This window comes from Galbibacter sp., from assembly GCF_048266365.1.
Lineage (GTDB): Bacteria > Bacteroidota > Bacteroidia > Flavobacteriales > Flavobacteriaceae > Galbibacter.
Genome location: NZ_JBLWZP010000004.1, coordinates 303793 through 321042, shown reverse-complemented (window position 1 = coordinate 321042; position 17250 = coordinate 303793). Strand labels below are relative to the sequence as shown.

Below are 17250 nucleotides of genomic sequence, written 5' to 3'. Positions count from 1 at the left end.
CTGTCTCGGGGTTTTTAAATGTTATATCTATCTCCTTTGGCTCATTATACTCTGTGTCCAACTACATTCTTTCTGGCACCTGAATACCTAATAAAGCCAGTGCGTCTTCAATAATTTGACCTACTTTTTTAGAAAGTTGTACCCTAAATACTTTTTCCTCCAGTTGATCAGCCCCTAGAATTGAAACGTTCTGATAGAATGAATTGAATTCTTTCACTAAATCAAACACATAATTCGCAATAAGCGCAGGACTGTAATTCAATGCTGCATTTTGAATAACCTCAGGAAATTGCTGCATTTGTTTGATGAGTTCCCGCTCTTTTTCATGCAATTCGTATACTGAACTCACATTGGCATCAAAATCAAAATCAGCCTTGCGGATAATGGATTGAATACGAGCGTAAGTATATTGAATAAACGGACCGGTATTTCCTTGAAAATCTATAGATTCTTTAGGATCAAATAAAATACGTTTTTTGGGATCTACCTTTAATATGAAATATTTTAATGCTCCAAGTCCTATGGTTTTATACAACTCTTGTTTTTGCTGATCACTAAACCCTTCCAATTTCCCTAATTCAGCAGAGATTTCTCCTGCAGTATCAGCCATTTCTTGAATAAGATCATCAGCATCCACCACGGTGCCTTCACGGCTTTTCATCTTACCACTAGGAAGGTCTACCATTCCATAACTCAGGTGATAAAGATGATTTGCCCACGAATATCCCAGTTTTTCTAGAATTAAAAATAAGACCTTGAAATGATAATCCTGCTCGTTGCCAACTGTATAGACCAATGCACCGACATCAGGAAAATCTTTTACCCGTTGTATTGCAGTTCCAATATCCTGCGTCATATAAACTGCAGTTCCATCAGAACGAAGTACTATTTTTTCGTCCAATCCTTCAGCACTTAAATCGATCCAGACAGAACCGTCATCCTTGGTGTAGAACACACCTTTATCCAAACCTTCAGCAACGATGTCTTTTCCTAATAAATAGGTATTGCTCTCGTAGTAGAGCTGATCAAAGTCAACCCCTAAATTCTTATATGTTTCATTAAAACCTTGGTATACCCAACCATTCATGGTCGTCCAAAGTTCTACCACCTCTGCATCTCCCGCTTCCCATTTGCGGAGCATTTCTTGCGCTTCTTGAAGAATCGGGGCTTGCTTTTCAGCCTCTTTCTTATCAACTCCTTGGTCGATCAATTCTTGGATTTGCGTTTTATATACGCGATCAAATTCGACATAGTAATTACCTACTAGTTTGTCGCCTTTAAGACCAGTCGATTTCGGAGTTTCTCCATTACCATATTTCTGCCATGCAATCATGGATTTACAAATATGAATACCACGGTCATTTATAATTTGAGTCTTGTATACCTTTTTTCCAGATGCCTTTAGAATCTCTGAAACGGAGTATCCCAATAAGTTATTTCTAATATGGCCCAGGTGTAGAGGCTTATTGGTATTTGGGGAAGAATACTCCACCATCACCGCATCACTTCCTGGTTCTGGGCTCAGATATCCAAAATGAGCTTGAGTGCGGATTCCATTAAAAAAGTCGATGAAATAAGATTCAGAAATAACCAAGTTCAAAAACCCTTTGACCACATTGAAACGGATCACTTGACCCACATTAAGCTCCAAATAAGCTCCTATTTCCTCCCCTATAAGTTGTGGGTTTCCTTTAATGGTACGAAGCATAGGAAATATAACTACTGTTAAATCACCTTCAAATTCCTTTCTGGTGGTTTGAAGTTCTACGCTTTCCAATTCTTTTTCAAAAATGGTGTTTACGGCCTCCTTAACCTTGGATATAATGAGATCTTGAATATTCATCAATTCTAAAATTTAGGTGCAAAGATACGTATTTAGCTCATGTTTTAAAGTCTGACTTATAGACAAATCACACATCAAGGTACAGGAAAATCCAAATTTCCACGAATTTTCAAAATACAGCATAGGCTACAGCGGTAAGAGAGTGTCGCTAAGGCTTGGTCCTTTCGTCTTGTTTTTAAGAAGTTTAACTATAATTCGATTTGTAATTACTCGCTTCTATTAATTTTATCCTCAATCTAATACATATGCGTCTATTACCGTTTATTTTACTACTCACATTAGCCTCTTGTTCCACCCCCCCTGCTATGTTATCGCAGGATAGAACTGTATACGTAGCCAAAACTGAGCAAGGATTTACAATTATGCGTAATTCCCTGCCCTTTAAGATTAAAGGCGCTGCAGGTTCTGCAAGACATATCGAATCACTGGCAGAAGCGGGAGCCAATACCATTCGAATTTACGACACCACGAATCTTAAATCAGTACTTGATAAAGCATTGGTCAACAACCTGGCAGTTGCTGTGGATATTCCACTGTCTAATTACCAAAGCATGTATTACAAATCCCAATCCGCTAGGGACTCAGCCATGATGAATATCAAAAACTTAGTCAACGCCCACAAAAATCACCCTGCCCTTTTATTTTGGATGCTCGGCAATGAAATACAGTTTCCTTCGAATTATTTTTTGGACAGTAGTGAAAAAAGTTTTATCTCCTTTTTCAATTCATTGGTAAATCAAATTCATGAACTGGATCCTAATCATCCAGTTTCTACTAGTATTGCCTCCATCGCAAAGAAGAGGATATTTAGTTTGTTAAGGAAAAGTCCCGATTTGGATTTTATCTCTATAAACATCTTTGGACAGATCTACCAAATGGAATCCGAAATAGGTAAGTTAAGTCCCTATTGGGACGGCCCTTTTTTGATCAGTGAATGGGGTGCTGAAGGCCCCTGGGCTAACAGAAAAACGCTATGGGACGCCACCATTGAGCTTAATGACACTCAAAAAGCTGAAGAAATAGAAAAGATTTACAGTCGGTATTTAGACGTGTATTGTTCCCGAAATTTAGGGGACCTGGTATTTTATTGGGGTGAGAAACAAGAAAGCACTCACACCTGGTTTAGCTTGTTGGATTCTACTGGAAGAAGGAGTAATATGGCCTATAGTGTTTCCCAATACTTCCAAAGCCCTAATACAGTACTGAGTAAACCGCCGCAAATTGAAAAATTGGTTTTGAATACCAAGAACAGCTGGGCAAACATCCTACTAGATCCAAATAGCAGCTGTATAGCTAGGGTGGAATACCAAGCCTCAGACAGCCTAAAGATCAGATGGGAAATCGTGGCTGAAGGATGGAATGTAATCCAAGATCAAAATGAGAAAAAACCGAAATCCTTTGCACTTGTGGGAAATTCAGATCACATAAAATTTCAAGCGCCACAGCAAGCTGGACCATATCGTTTATTTGTCTATTTATACGATAGCCATCAAAATTTCACTACAGCCAACATTCCATTCTACGTACTTCAATGAATCGTCCAATCACCATACTTCCACCTACGAAAAGGGAACAAAACACCTTGCGATTTATGATCATTGTGGGCTGCTCGGCCATCATTTATTTTATGTTCATTTTTTTATCCATCGACAAGATCGGCAACAAATTCCTCTACATCCTACTTTGTATCACATTGGGCTATAGTCTTGCTAGGATAATATACGAATGGTATCACTATTGGGACATATCGGTACCTAAAGTCAAACCTATCACAAAGCATTATACGGTAGATGTACTGACAACCTATTTCCCTGGAGAGCCCTACGAGATGATTGAAAACACCTTAATGGCCATTAAAAGTATTAACTATCCGCATACTACTATTTTATGTGATGAGGCTAACGATTCTCATTTGATTGAATTCTGTTTAAAGAACGATATCCATCATGTGAGCAGAACAAACCGTATAGATGCAAAAGCTGGAAATATCAACAACGCTTTGCGCAAAATTGCCAAGGGGGAAATCTGCGTCATACTCGATCCTGATCACGTGCCATCCCCTGCATTCTTGGATCATGTACTTCCCTATTTTGAGGATAAAGAAATTGGTTTTGTCCAGATAGTGCAGGCCTATAATAACATCCATGAATCCTATGTCGCAAAAGGTTCCGCCCAACAAACCTTTCAGTTTTACGGCCCGATCATGATGTGTATGAATAGCTATGGCACCGTAAATGCGATTGGTGCCAATTGTACCTTTAGACGAGAAGCTATTGATAGTATTCAAGGTCATGCTGCCGGCCTGGCCGAAGACATGCATACGGCCATGCGACTACATGCTAATGGGTGGAAATCCGTTTATGTTCCGAAAATTCTAGCTAGAGGGCTTGTACCTTCCTCGCTAACGGCATACTACAAACAACAACTCAAATGGGCCAGGGGTACGACAGATCTTCTCGTCCATGTGTATCCGAAATTATTCAAACACTTTAATTGGAGGCAACGCATCCATTATGGACTAATCCCATTACATTACATTATTGGATTTTTTTATTTGATCAATTTTTTAATTCCCATCATTGCGTTATCGTTTTCAATTACCCCATGGAAAGGAAATGTGCTGCAGTTTGGGTTAGGTTTATTTCCTCTGATAGCCACGATTATTATCATTAGAAATTACGTCCAACGCTGGGTGATGGAAGAAAAAGAACGGGGTTTTCACGCAATGGGAGGTTTATTGCAAATCAGTACATGGTGGATATTTTGTTTGGGATGCCTATACACCGTTTTTGGAAAGAAGATCCCCTACCTTCCTACTCCAAAAACAGGTGAAGATAAAACCAGCTGGAAAATATTGGCTCCAAATGTCATCATGGGAGTTATATCCTTGGCTTCCATTGTATATGGGTTACAGAAGAACCTTACCCCTTTCAGCCTCTTTATGGCGGGTTTTGCACTTTTAAATGCGTTCTTTATGTTCTTTACCGTTTACCTTGGATTCCATAAATCCCAACAGATCAACGCCATTAAAAACAACTTTTCAAAGAAAGCTTACCAAACGAACCTCAATGTAAAGATCAGACTGTGGAGATTTCGCCATACAATATATAGTCTTGTCCGCCGTACCGGCTTGCCTTTAGTGATTCTAATAACGGCCTTCTCCATATTTTCCATCAACAACCAACAATACAAGAAATGGGATGGTGTTAGCACTCATGCAAAGCCCGCACATCTTTCTCAGTACTATTTAGGCATCTATAGCCCCCTGTATAACAACGGATTGAGCAATGGAAACGAAATAAGCAAAATTGAGAGAAAATTAAATATAGCTTTTGATATCAGTGCTTACTACATACCATGGGGAGACACCTATCATTTCAATAACTTAAAAAGAGCATTGGAACAGAAAACCCATACCCCCATCATTAGCTGGGAACCCTGGAGTAGTGATTTTAGTTTTAGCCACACCCTGAAGGACTATCGAGAAAACAAATACGTTTTTAAACACATTATACGTGGGGATTTCGATACCTACATCAAACAAACCGCCTTTGCTATTAAGTCATACAACAATAAAGTATATCTGAGATTTGCACACGAATTTGACAATCCTTTTTATCCATGGTCCAAAACGGGCAGCAACAGTGCTGAAGAATTTAAAAAAGCCTGGGTCCATGTTTGGAAAATATTTAAGGAGGTCGGTGTCACCAATGTACGGTGGGTGTGGAATCCATGGAAATCTCAGGCGGTGGCCTCGTATTACCCGGGGGATTCTTACGTGGATTTTGTAGGGCTTACTACCCTAAACTATGGTGCACAAGCTGACTTTGATCAGCTCTATATTCCATATCAAAAAGCACTTAAAGCGCAGAAGATCAACAAACCAGTCATCTTAGCAGAGTTTGGAAGCCTAGCAGAGACTACCAATCAAACCGAATGGTTAAGCCAAGCCATAGAAAGTATATCAGAAAAATATCCCGAGATTAAACACTTGGTGTTCTTCAATAGTGCGATCGACAAAAATGTTCCTCGACAACTCAACACCTCTATTTTAAATTGGCAAATAAAGGATTATGATAGACTGCGCAGAACGATCTGGACTACTGAGATACAGGACGAAAATTGCGTTGCTATGGATAGTACAAGTATCGCCCTTACCCAACACAGCACACTGGATCAAGAAATCGCTAAAAATATCAAAGGGATTATCTACAACAAGGGGATTAATTGGTATAAAAATTATTACACTCTCGATAATAAAACATTACGAAAAGACTTTAGCCGGATAAAATCCACAGGGTTTAATCACATTAAATATTTTGGCAGTAGCATTTACGACCACAACGTTTTTAAAACTGCAAAGCAATACGACTTAAGTATCGACTACGGCTTTTGGCTGGCTCCTATTGTTGACTTTAGAAACACTGCTGAAATAGAACAATTACAGCTAGATGTTCTAAATACAGTACATCGGTTGAAGGATCAGTCTTCGATCACCTCTTGGCATTTCTCTCATGACATTCTCAGTTATTACACCCAACACTATAAAATAGAAAAAATTCAGGATAAACAGCAACAATACAGTGATTGGGTACGAGATTTAATGATAAAAATTAAGGCAGCAGATGCGTCCCGGCCTATTGTTGTTTCATTGGATTTAAATCAGCACACCATTAAACACACGGCATTGCTGCTATCAAAATCACCTCCTATAGATGCCCTAGCTATTAATATTCGAAACGCGAAGGACAGTTGTTATTTATCTGAATTCATCCATTATGCCAACAAGCATAAGATTGCCTTTCAATTAGGTGCCGTCCCACCGGAGGCCCTCCAGCAGATCAGTTCGTTATACCAGAAACACAAAAGTATTTATATTGCAAATTGGCAGGATAGACACGAGAGCAACAGTATGGATTTAAATGGATTAATCGACTATAATGGTGCAATTAAGCCCGAACTCAAACAAGTACAATCATTTTTAAACCAACAAAAATACACCCCGGAAGATCTTGATCTTACAATTTTGCAACCTGCAGCACGATTAAAGGTCCATTTTCCTTATCACTATACCGCCGTATTTAAAACTTCAAAAAGTCCATGGAGCTTCGAGGTTCCAAACAAAGAAAACGGAAGAGTCGAATGGTTCCTTTTAAAATGTGACGTTTATGATAATCCATTGGTTATGAAATCCATTGGTAATAAGTCTAAAATCACGATTACCATACCTGAAAACTACTTAAACTACCGGTTGATTCTGAAATATTACAGCAACAATACTGTACGCACCATAGTGAAGCCTTTAAACACCGAAATCAAAAGGATGGTGTCCGATAATAGCGCTGTATCTCCAAAGCCAATCGTTCACTAAACTCCTTGGCGTAAATAGAGCTCAGATGTGATCCATCGTAGGTTTTGTACTGAGTTGCATCGGAGAAATCAAAATAAGGAACGTCCTTTTTTGCGCTGATTAGAGTCATCTCTGTGTTAAATTCTTTCCACAATTTGTTTTCCAGACCCAAAACCAAAGGATCAATTGGCATGCGCACTACAAAGACCTGACCGTGTTGTTTTAAAAACGATATGATTTGCTGAAAGCTTCCCATTCGGTATGTGGAAGCCTTCTCTGGGTGCTCCTTCATAATTAGTCTGTAACCCCCGATGGTTTGAGATGTCCAATTGGCAATGTCTTCTTCTGTGATGTGATAGCTTCCCTTAAAGAGCTTAAATTCCTCCCAACCATTATCGTGGAATACGGTAGTAATTTGTGGATTATTGGGTAAAAAACCCTTGTACAAGGACCCTCCATAGCCCTTTCGGATGTATTCATAATTTGGGTTTTTATTGAGCTGTCCAATCTTTCCTAACAGTGAATTTTGATCAAACGCAATAATCTGCTCTACTGAGGTAATGCGCACAGGCGCTGAAAAAGAACCTGGTGATACCGTAAGGATATAAACGCCCTTGGTGGTTTGCTTTGGAATTTTCTTCTTTATAGCCTCAAAATATATCTTTCCATACGGAGATTGCGATTTTTCAAAAGCAAAATTTAGAAAGCCGCCTTCATAAGGGGTTCCATCCAGGACACTGTCTAACACACTTGGGTCAATACCGTTATGAGCCCGTGACAACCCAATAATCAGGCTAGGTGATTGATGCGTGAATTTTGAATAATTTTCATTGACGAAACCCTGGGTTAACTGCCCCATAAAAAAATAATAACATCCTATAAGTGCAAGAGTCAAGACCGATATTTTCCACAGTATCCCTTTCATACTAAAGTTCTTAAAATTGAAAATAAATAAAGTTATTTTGGCGATTAACACTAAAGAGCACCATCACTAAAATAAATAGCAGATAAAATATCCAGCGTAGCCATCTCGGCCTATTCCAGATAAGTTCATAGATACGATCATTCCCTTTGTAAAAATGAATTGTTTGGACCACAACGACAAGGAAAAGCGACAAACCCAGTTCAAATTTGTCATGGTAAACATCTACTTCACTCGAAGAAAATGAGAACATATTGTTCAAATAAATTCCAGCCTGACCAATACTTTTAGATCTAAAAAACACCAATGTAATAACCAATAGACTAAATATCGTCAGCCAATTAAGAAATTTAATAACCTTCATATTATGGTTTAAGCCCACGGAGCGTAACAAACTTCGCCTCAAATCTATTGTTACAGTCTCCGCAATGAGCAATACCCCACACAACACTCCCCAAACTATAAAAGTCCAACTTGCGCCGTGCCATAATCCATTGAAGAAAAAAACGACTAATACAGCGGAGACTTTAGAAAACTTAAGATTTTTTAGCAGTGGGATATATAGATAATCCCGAAACCATTCCATAAGGGAAATATGCCACCTTCTCCATAAATCTCTAAAGGAGCTAAAGAAAAGCGGGCGGTTGAAATTCTGCATTAAATCATAACCCAACACCTTAGCTGCTCCTATGGCTATAGCACAATATGCAGAAAAATCATAATAGATCTGAAACGCAAAAAAGTAGCTCCCTAAAACAAGCGGAAGACCCCTGTAATCTGAAGCCTTATAAAACACATCATCCACATATACGCCTAATCGATCTGCTACCACAAGTTTTAAAAAGAATCCCCAGGCCATCATCATGATGCCCTTTTTGATACGCGCAGCATTAAAATGTACGACCTTACTGAATTGTGGTAATAACCTTTTGGTCCTTTCTATCGGTCCTGCAACAAGTTGAGGGAAAAAGGAAACAAAGAGGGCGTACTTTCCCAAGTGTCGCTCCGCAGGAATCTCTCTCTTATACACATCAATGCTGTAACTCAAGGTTTGAAAAGTATAAAAACTTATTCCGATCGGCAGCAAGATCTTTACATAATCAGAATGCTGTGCTCCTACCGAATCTACAAGTTGAATTCCAAAAAATTCAAGGATTTCCGCGGCATTTACAGTAAAAAAGACAAAGTATTTAAAAAAGAATAACAAGCCGAGATTGGTGACTATACTTAAGTATAAATACCGCCTTCGAATTTTAATTTCATCATGTTGATCCATTTTTAGACCGCAGTAATAATCGACAATCGTTGATGTCCATAATAACAGCAGTATCATGGGCTCAAGATACATATAGAAGAAATAGCTGCAGAACAACAACCACATCCAGCGATAACGGTGTTTTAAAAGGTAAAAAACCAGCACTGCAATCGGAAAGAAAAATAGAAAATCGAACGAATTGAACAGCATGAAGTCGAGGTTTAAAATTAAAGCTACTATTCCTATACTAATTATCTGAAAGCAAACGATTAAACACCTAAAAACTTGTTGAATTGAATTGCTGAAACATCGCAGTATAACCGAGCAGCACTCGAACCTTTGTATCCTTAAGATTTTAGTACTTAAACAACAGTCATAAGTTTATTTATCCTCAGTAAGGTCACTATAAACTTTATGATTATATTTACCAGGTATTAAAATAAAACAAATGCATTTATTGAGTTTTACATGGAATCCAGATCAGGTATTACTTGACTTAGGGTTCTTTCAACTTCGGTACTACAGTTTGATGTTTGTGATCGCTTTTTCATTAGGGTGGTTTATCATGAAAAAGATTTACAAAAAAGAAAATCAATCTGAAGAAGCCCTTGATTCTTTATTTATTTATACCGTATTGGCAACCTTAATCGGGGCGCGATTAGGTCATTTTCTTTTCTATGAACCTAGCGTGTTTATCACAGACCCATTGAGCATTATTCTCCCGGTTAAATTTTCACCAGAGTTTGAATTTACAGGATTTAGAGGACTAGCTAGTCATGGTGCAGCTATAGCTATCATCATTGCCATGTATTATTACAGTAAAAAGGTACTTCACAAGCCCATTCTTTGGATATTGGATCGCATAGTGATCCCTGTGGCTATAGGAGGGGTATTTGTCAGATTCGGAAACTTTTTCAATTCTGAAATCATTGGTAAACCTACCAATTCAGATTACGGAGTGGTCTTCACCCAGTTAGGTGAATCCTTCCCAAGGCACCCTGCACAGCTGTACGAAGCTGCAGGTTATTTACTCGTTTTTATAATCCTTTGGTATTTCTATTGGAAAACAGACAAGAGCACTAAGTCTGGTTATCTCTTCGGACTCTTTTTAGTGCTTTTATGGACGGTTCGATTTATTGCAGAATTTTATAAAAAATCACAAGGTGGATTTGAAAGTGAGCTCGGATTGCTCTCCACAGGACAGTGGCTTAGTATTCCTTTTATTCTTGTTGGAATCTACTTTATGTTTAGAGCATCAAAAACAACACCTTCAACAGTAGCGAAATGATCAACTTTATAGTCAAAACTTTAGTACTCATACTTCTTTTTTGTATGGCTTTAATCAGTTGTCAAACACAAACTAAAAAAGATATCAAGCCTACGGAAATTAGTTTTAAAAAGGAAGGTGAATTGAAAATCCTTAAAGGGGATTCACTTAAAGTAGGTAAAATCGACATTGAAATAGCCGACAATGCCTATGAGAGAGAAACTGGCTTGATGTACAGAACAACTATGGAAAAAACTCAAGGGATGCTTTTCGTTTTTGATGACGAGCAACCGCGTTCTTTCTTTATGAAAAACACCACTATTCCACTAGACCTCTTATTTATTAACAGCGACAACGTTATTATTAGCAGTATTGAAAACGCAACACCAATGTCAGAGGAATCCCTACTTTCAAAGGGCCCTGCTAAATATGTACTGGAACTTAACGCTGGAATGATTGAGCTATGGAAGCTTCAGGATGGGGACCGCATTGAATTTACAACAGAATAAGCCTACAATCTAGTGGCTATAAAACATTTAGTTTATCTATATAAGGAGCTGTATTTAAAACACAGCTCCTTTTTTTATGCTTCAACTCATGGCATTAATTAACAACAGTAATTTGATAATTCTCACGAAGCGCCTTCGCTGAATTCACCATTTTTATTAAGGCACTTTTTGTTTCCTCCCAACCTCTGGTTTTCAAACCACAATCAGGATTAACCCATAAATTATCATGAGGTATTAAACTAGCCGCGGTCTCAAGCAGACTTGTCATTTCTAGTTGTGTTGGTACCCTGGGGGAATGTATATCATAAACGCCGGGGCCAATTTCGTTTGGATATTTAAAATCAACAAAGGCCTCTAGTAACTCCATTTGAGAGCGAGAAGTTTCTATGGTTATAACATCAGCATCCATGGCTGCAATGTGCTTAATGATATCGTTAAATTCTGAATAACACATATGGGTGTGTATCTGTGTGCTATCACTCACTTTGGAAGCACTTATTCTAAAGGCTTTTATCGCCCAGTCTAAATACGACTCCCAATCACCTTTTCGAAGCGGTAAGCCTTCACGAATGGCAGGCTCATCAATTTGAATAATTTTAATTCCGGCTTTTTCTAAATCCTGCACTTCCTCACTAATAGCCAATGCGATTTGGTTAGTGGTTGTTTCACGGGATTGATCATTACGCACAAAAGACCACTGTAAAATAGTAACAGGGCCAGTCAACATACCCTTTACTGGAAGCCCTGTAAGACTTTGAGCATAAGCTGTCCATTTCACAGTCATTGGATGTGGTCGCTGTACATCGCCATAGATTATGGGAGGCTTAACCGCTCTGGAACCGTAACTTTGAACCCATCCGAATTTGGTAAAAGCAAATCCTGCCAATTGTTCACCGAAATACTCCACCATATCATTACGCTCAAATTCGCCATGAACTAGGACGTCCAAACCTATTTGTTCTTGCCAGAGAATGGCCTGCTTAATTACCTGACTAATTTTTAAATCATACTCTTGCTGGCTTATACTTGCCTTTTTAAACTTAGAACGTAAGGAACGAATTTCAGAGGTCTGTGGAAATGAACCAATTGTAGTGGTTGGAAATAATGGAAGTTTCAGATGCTGCTTTTGCAGCTGTTGCCGCCTTTCAAATTCGCTAGTACGAACATCATCGGTTGCAGAAATACTGTCAACCGCTAATTTCACATCTTGTTTATGGATTAACTTAGAATGCTTTTTACACTCCATTACCGCTTTATTCTGATGCAAAACACTTAAGTCTTCAGACTGAGCTGCTGCTAGTTCGCAAAGTTGTACCACTTCCTTTATTTTTTGTTTGGCAAAGGCCAACCAGCTTTTAACTTCACTCGGTAGACTTGTCGTTTGATTTTCATGGTCTAAGTCGAAAGGCACGTGCAACAGAGAACAGGAAGGTGCCAATTTCACTCTGGAAACTCCAAGAACATCAATTGCTTTTACTATAAGTTGTAGAGAATCCTCATAATCATTCTTCCAGACGTTTCGTCCATCAACAATCCCTAGTGAAAGATTGATTTTCTTACCCAAGGATCCTAATACTTGATCGAAGCCGTCTCTACCACGAACCAAATCAATGTGCAAAGTGTCTACAGGCAGTTTGGCAACCCATGAAGCACTAACGCCCAGATCTCCAAAATAAGTCGCTAAGATTAGCTTTAAATCAGGAATCTCCTTGGCAATTTTACCGAATACCTCTAAATAAAGATTCTTTAAGTCTTCTGCAACATCCATGACCAAAAATGGTTCATCAATTTGAACCCACTCTGCACCAGCCTCTTTAATTTTTTGCAACAGTTCAATGTATACTGGTAGAAGTTGTTCAAGCAGATCCAATCGATCAAAGTCAGATTGTTTTTCTTTACCTAGAAGCAAATATGAGATTGGACCGATAAGTACCGGCTTCGGGGTAATTCCTAAGTCTAAAGCCTCCTTAAGTTCAGATAGTATTTTATCTGAATGTAACTCAAAGCATTGTGCTTTATGAAATTCAGGTACGATATAATGATAGTTAGTATCGAACCACTTAGTCATTTCCATAGCGATAATATCAACCTCCTGCTGTTGGACGCCCCTCGCCATAGCGAAGTAAAGATCCAGATCTCGATTTTTTAAACTATACTTTTCAGTATATCGCTCCGGAATAGCACCAAGTGTGAAACTAAGGTCCAAAACTTGGTCATATAAAGAAAAGTCGTTGGTGGGAATGAGCTGAATCCCATTTTGTTGTTGCACTAACCAATGCTCTTTTCGGAGTTCTTTGGCCTGTTGAAGCAAGTTGTCGGCGGAAATTTTCCCAGACCAATAATCCTCCAAAGCAAACTTCAATGCTCTCTTGGTACCAATACGCGGATACCCTAGATTGTGTGTAATCATTTGTGTGAATTAAATCAGTTAAACATATCTTGATTCAAAACATAGATGCTGACTGATTTAAAACATATACCAATAGTAAAACACACCTTTAGATTAAGGCGTTTACCATCAATACTTGACACAGCTTCAAATCGCGAAAGCATTATCATTTTAGTAGTGGTAGGTCTCCTGACTTGTAACATTTTTACGCCCTTCCCATCCATGGACAGTGGGTGATATTGTAAAAACTCTTTTGGTTACTTACAGTTGCGCGACAGCTTGTGATTTTCACACAATTCCCTCTTAGTTGGTTTAACCCAAACCTTACTAGACTGATTCCTATGTAAAGAACTTATTATTGAGGTAAAACTACGTAATATATTTATCTGAACGAGCATTCTAGGGTATAAATAATAGGCAGTCAACACAAAGATTTGTTAGGAAAAGTTAGTTCTAAACCTATTCCAACGGCATTAAAAAAGTAGTATGCATACTTAAAACATGAACGATCGTGCTTATAAAAAAAAAGGAACTGCCTCATCGACAGTTCCTTTTTTATAATATTCTATTATGTTTTGAATGTAAATGCGATTTGAAAACAACCACATCCATTAATTGTTGTATTATGCATCAACAGTTTTATCCTCACCCTTATCTTTAGTGCTATCGAACATAATTGGAGTAGCAATCATTAATGAAGAATAAGTACCAACGGTAATACCCACAATCATTGCAAACATAAATCCACGAAGAGATTCTCCTCCAAATATAAAGATTGCCATAAGCACCACTAAGGTAGTTAGCGACGTATTCAAAGATCTATTTATGGTACTGTTGAGAGCACTATTTACAATAGCAGATCCTCTCCAGCCTCGCTTCTGAGTTTCTTCACGAATCCTATCAAATATAATCACGGTATCGTTAATGGAATAACCAACAACAGTCAGAATAGCCGCGATAAAGGACTGATCTACTTCCATACTAAACGGCATCAAATGTGATGTCAGCGAGAAGATTCCAAGTACAATAACGACATCATGGACAAGTGCGGCAACGGCACCTAATGAGAACTGCCATTTACGGAATCTAAGTAGGATATATAAGAATATAACTAATAAAGATCCAAGTACTGCCCAAACTGCATCTTTTTTAATATCATCAGCAATGGTAGGCCCTACTTTTACAGCAGACAAAATACCGATTTGTGAAGAATTTGCACCGATAGTGAAATCACTGTATGTAAAACCTTCCGGCAGATATTTAGCCAAGTTATTATATAATATCTCTTGAATTTCATCATCTACCTCAGACCCTTCTACATCAACTTTATATTTGGTAGTGATTTTTACCTGGTTAGCATCACCAAAAGTTTTAACCTCTGTGCTACCTAAGGCATCACTTAACTCTTCTCCAATTTGTGTTGGATTCACTGGATCTACAAATCGTACTTGATACGAACGACCACCCACAAAATCAACACCTCCTTCAAGACCTTTGGTTGCCAAGCTTGCAATACTAACTAGTAATAAAATACTAGATACTATATATGCGATCTTACGTTTTCCTAAGAAATTAATATTCAAATTTTTAGGTAGCTTCTCTGTAATAAATGTAGTAAATGTGAAATTCTTTTTACTTTTTGAGTAGTTACGTTCGATCATTAATCGCGTAACGAATATTGCAGTAAATAATGAAGTTAAAATACCTATGATCAATGTAGTTGCAAACCCTTGAACAGGCCCTGAACCAAACATCAACAATACAATGGCTGTTAAACCTGTAGTTATATTCGCATCAAGAATTGATGATAAGGCATTTCCAAAACCATCTGCAATGGCCTGAGCCTGCCCTTTTCCAGCACGGAGTTCTTCTTTAATACGTTCAAATATAATTACGTTCGCATCAACCGACATACCAATGGTAAGTACGATACCCGCAATACCGGGAAGGGTTAATACTGCACCAAGTCCTGCAAGTATACCGAATATTAATACAATATTCAGAACTAGGGCTACATCGGCAAATAATCCTGCTCTTCCATAGTAGGTAATCATCCAAATAAGAACTAAGATCATAGCAACCAAGAACGAGAACATCCCGCTGTCGATCGCTTCCTGTCCTAAAGAAGGACCAACAACGGCAGATTGAATAATATCCGCTGAGGCCGGTAATTTACCTGCCCTTAATACATTCGCTAAGTCATTTGCTTCGTTAAGGCTGAAATCACCTGAGATTTCAGAGTTCCCACCACCAATAGGACCTGAAGAAACTCCAGGTGCTGAGTAGACTACATTATCAAGAACAATGGCTATATTACCACCTTCTCTAAAAGCTTTTCCTGTTAATTCTTCCCAGATTTTAGCTCCACGGTTATTCATTTGCATTGAAACCGCAGGTCTTCCAGCCATATCATAAGTTTGCTGAGCATCAGTAATGACATCACCACTCATGTTTGGCTGATTTTCACGATTTCCTTTAAGAGCATATAACTCTAGAACTTGTGAATCTTTAGGAGCCACTCCCCATGCGAATACTGCATATTGAAGATTCGCAGGCAATAACTGGCGAATCTCCGGCATATTCACATATTGGTCGAATTTTGCGGTATCTTTAATTGCGACTCGCGCGATAATGGGAGAACCTTGCATTCCACCACTAACCATAAGGTCGTACAATGGGTTTACTTGGCTTGCAATATCAACTGAATCTTGTATTGCATCTGAAAGTAAGGAATCAATCTCAGAGGTTGTTTCCTCTTCCTCTTGAGCAGTGGTGTCGTTTACCTCAAGAATATCAATCAGCTTGTTGTTGGCTGCGATCATGAAACTGTTAACTTCCTCTGCCTTGTATGTTTCCCAAAACTCCAATTGAGCAGTACTCTGTAAAAGGTTTTTAACTCGATCCACATCTTTAGCACCTGGCAATTCAACCAGAATACGACCTGAAGTTCCAAGTCTTTGGATGTTGGGAGAGGTAACCCCGAACTTATCGATACGCTGACGCAGTACCTCAAAGGCAGAAGTAATGGATTCATCAATTTTTCTACGAATCACTGGTTGAACCTGTGCATCGGTCATTTGGAAATTGATATCATCACTCAATAATTTATTGGCAAAAATATCAGGAGAGGCCAACTTTGTAGTACCGCTACTTAATTTTGTAAATTCTTGGAAAAATAAATCAACATAATCATCCTGGCTATTTTTAGAAGCCTCGTCTGCTTGATCTAGAGCTTTATTAAAGATCGGATCTTTTGAATCATTCGCCAACCCTTTCAATATGTCCTTAACGGAAACTTGAAGTGTTACATTGATCCCTCCTTTAAGGTCTAAACCTTTGTTGAGCTCCTTCTCTTTAACTTCTTTTAATGTAAAATCTGTAAAACCAAGATCAAATACTTTTTGATTTTGAAGTGAATCCAAGTATCTAGATTCCACGGCCTCACGCTTCGCTACGTAGTCCTCCTCTTGATCTGAGATTTTATTGAAAGCATACTCCTCAGCTGCTCCTTCCACCTTGTTTGCAACAAAGGTAAACGACAACTGATAAATACTTACAAGAGCGAACAAAATGGCAAATAGCCTAACAAGTCCTTTATTCTGCATTCTGATTTATTTTAATGGTCAATTATAAAAACGGACAAATATAGCGTTTACGATATGAACTGACAATTATTTTTTTGAACATTTAGATCACAAAAAATCCTACGAAAGCT

9 protein-coding genes and 1 riboswitch are annotated in these 17250 nt (G+C 38.4%); of the genes, 4 read left to right on the top strand and 5 right to left on the bottom strand.

The features are described 5' to 3' along the window. Positions 1-61: 61 nt before the first annotated feature. A complete protein-coding gene (gene argS, locus ACN0TV_RS08575; RefSeq protein ID WP_417362048.1) occupies positions 62-1843 on the bottom strand; it encodes an arginine--tRNA ligase in 1782 nt (593 codons plus the stop codon). Positions 1844-2088: 245 nt separating this feature from the next. Here argS and ACN0TV_RS08570 point away from each other — a divergent pair, with 245 nt between their 5' ends. Together ACN0TV_RS08570 and ACN0TV_RS08565 are read left to right on the top strand one after the other, a co-directional pair. Then, entirely contained in the window at positions 2089-3378 is a 1290-nt protein-coding gene (locus tag ACN0TV_RS08570) for a glycoside hydrolase family 2 TIM barrel-domain containing protein (RefSeq protein WP_417362046.1), read from the top strand. Continuing rightward, positions 3375-7214, top strand: a complete 3840-nt coding sequence (locus ACN0TV_RS08565) for a glycosyltransferase (protein WP_417362044.1) — start codon at positions 3375-3377, stop codon at positions 7212-7214. The genes ACN0TV_RS08570 and ACN0TV_RS08565 overlap by 4 nt, the downstream gene beginning before the upstream one ends. Here the strand turns inward: ACN0TV_RS08565 and ACN0TV_RS08560 are convergent. Together ACN0TV_RS08560 and ACN0TV_RS08555 are read right to left on the bottom strand one after the other, a co-directional pair. Then, on the bottom strand, positions 7159-8118 hold the full coding sequence (locus tag ACN0TV_RS08560; RefSeq protein WP_417362042.1) for a hypothetical protein: 960 nt from the start codon (positions 8116-8118) through the stop codon (positions 7159-7161). The two genes, ACN0TV_RS08565 and ACN0TV_RS08560, sit on opposite strands and share 56 nt — an antisense overlap. Before the next feature lie 10 nt (positions 8119-8128). After that, entirely contained in the window at positions 8129-9580 is a 1452-nt protein-coding gene (locus ACN0TV_RS08555) for an MBOAT family O-acyltransferase (protein ID WP_417362041.1), read from the bottom strand. Between the two features lie 238 nt (positions 9581-9818). On the opposite strand from ACN0TV_RS08555, the gene lgt reads away from it, so the two are divergent. Further along, positions 9819-10658: a prolipoprotein diacylglyceryl transferase gene (gene lgt, locus ACN0TV_RS08550; RefSeq protein ID WP_417362039.1), complete on the top strand. Its 840-nt coding sequence runs from the start codon at positions 9819-9821 to the stop codon at positions 10656-10658. A 44-nt stretch (positions 10659-10702) separates the two neighbouring features. Continuing rightward, complete coding sequence (locus tag ACN0TV_RS08545; protein WP_417362037.1) at positions 10703-11146, top strand: DUF192 domain-containing protein; 444 nt, start codon at positions 10703-10705, stop codon at positions 11144-11146. 94 nt (positions 11147-11240) lie between these two features. On the opposite strand, the gene metE is transcribed toward ACN0TV_RS08545, so the two are convergent. Both metE and secDF read right to left on the bottom strand, forming a co-directional pair. Further along, entirely contained in the window at positions 11241-13556 is a 2316-nt protein-coding gene (metE, locus tag ACN0TV_RS08540; RefSeq protein WP_417362035.1) for a 5-methyltetrahydropteroyltriglutamate--homocysteine S-methyltransferase, read from the bottom strand. A 140-nt stretch (positions 13557-13696) separates the two neighbouring features. Continuing rightward, positions 13697-13877: riboswitch (cobalamin riboswitch) on the bottom strand. Positions 13878-14158: 281 nt separating this feature from the next. Beyond that, a complete protein-coding gene (secDF, locus tag ACN0TV_RS08535; RefSeq protein WP_417362033.1) occupies positions 14159-17140 on the bottom strand; it encodes a protein translocase subunit SecDF in 2982 nt (993 codons plus the stop codon). Between the last annotated feature and the right edge of the window lie 110 nt (positions 17141-17250).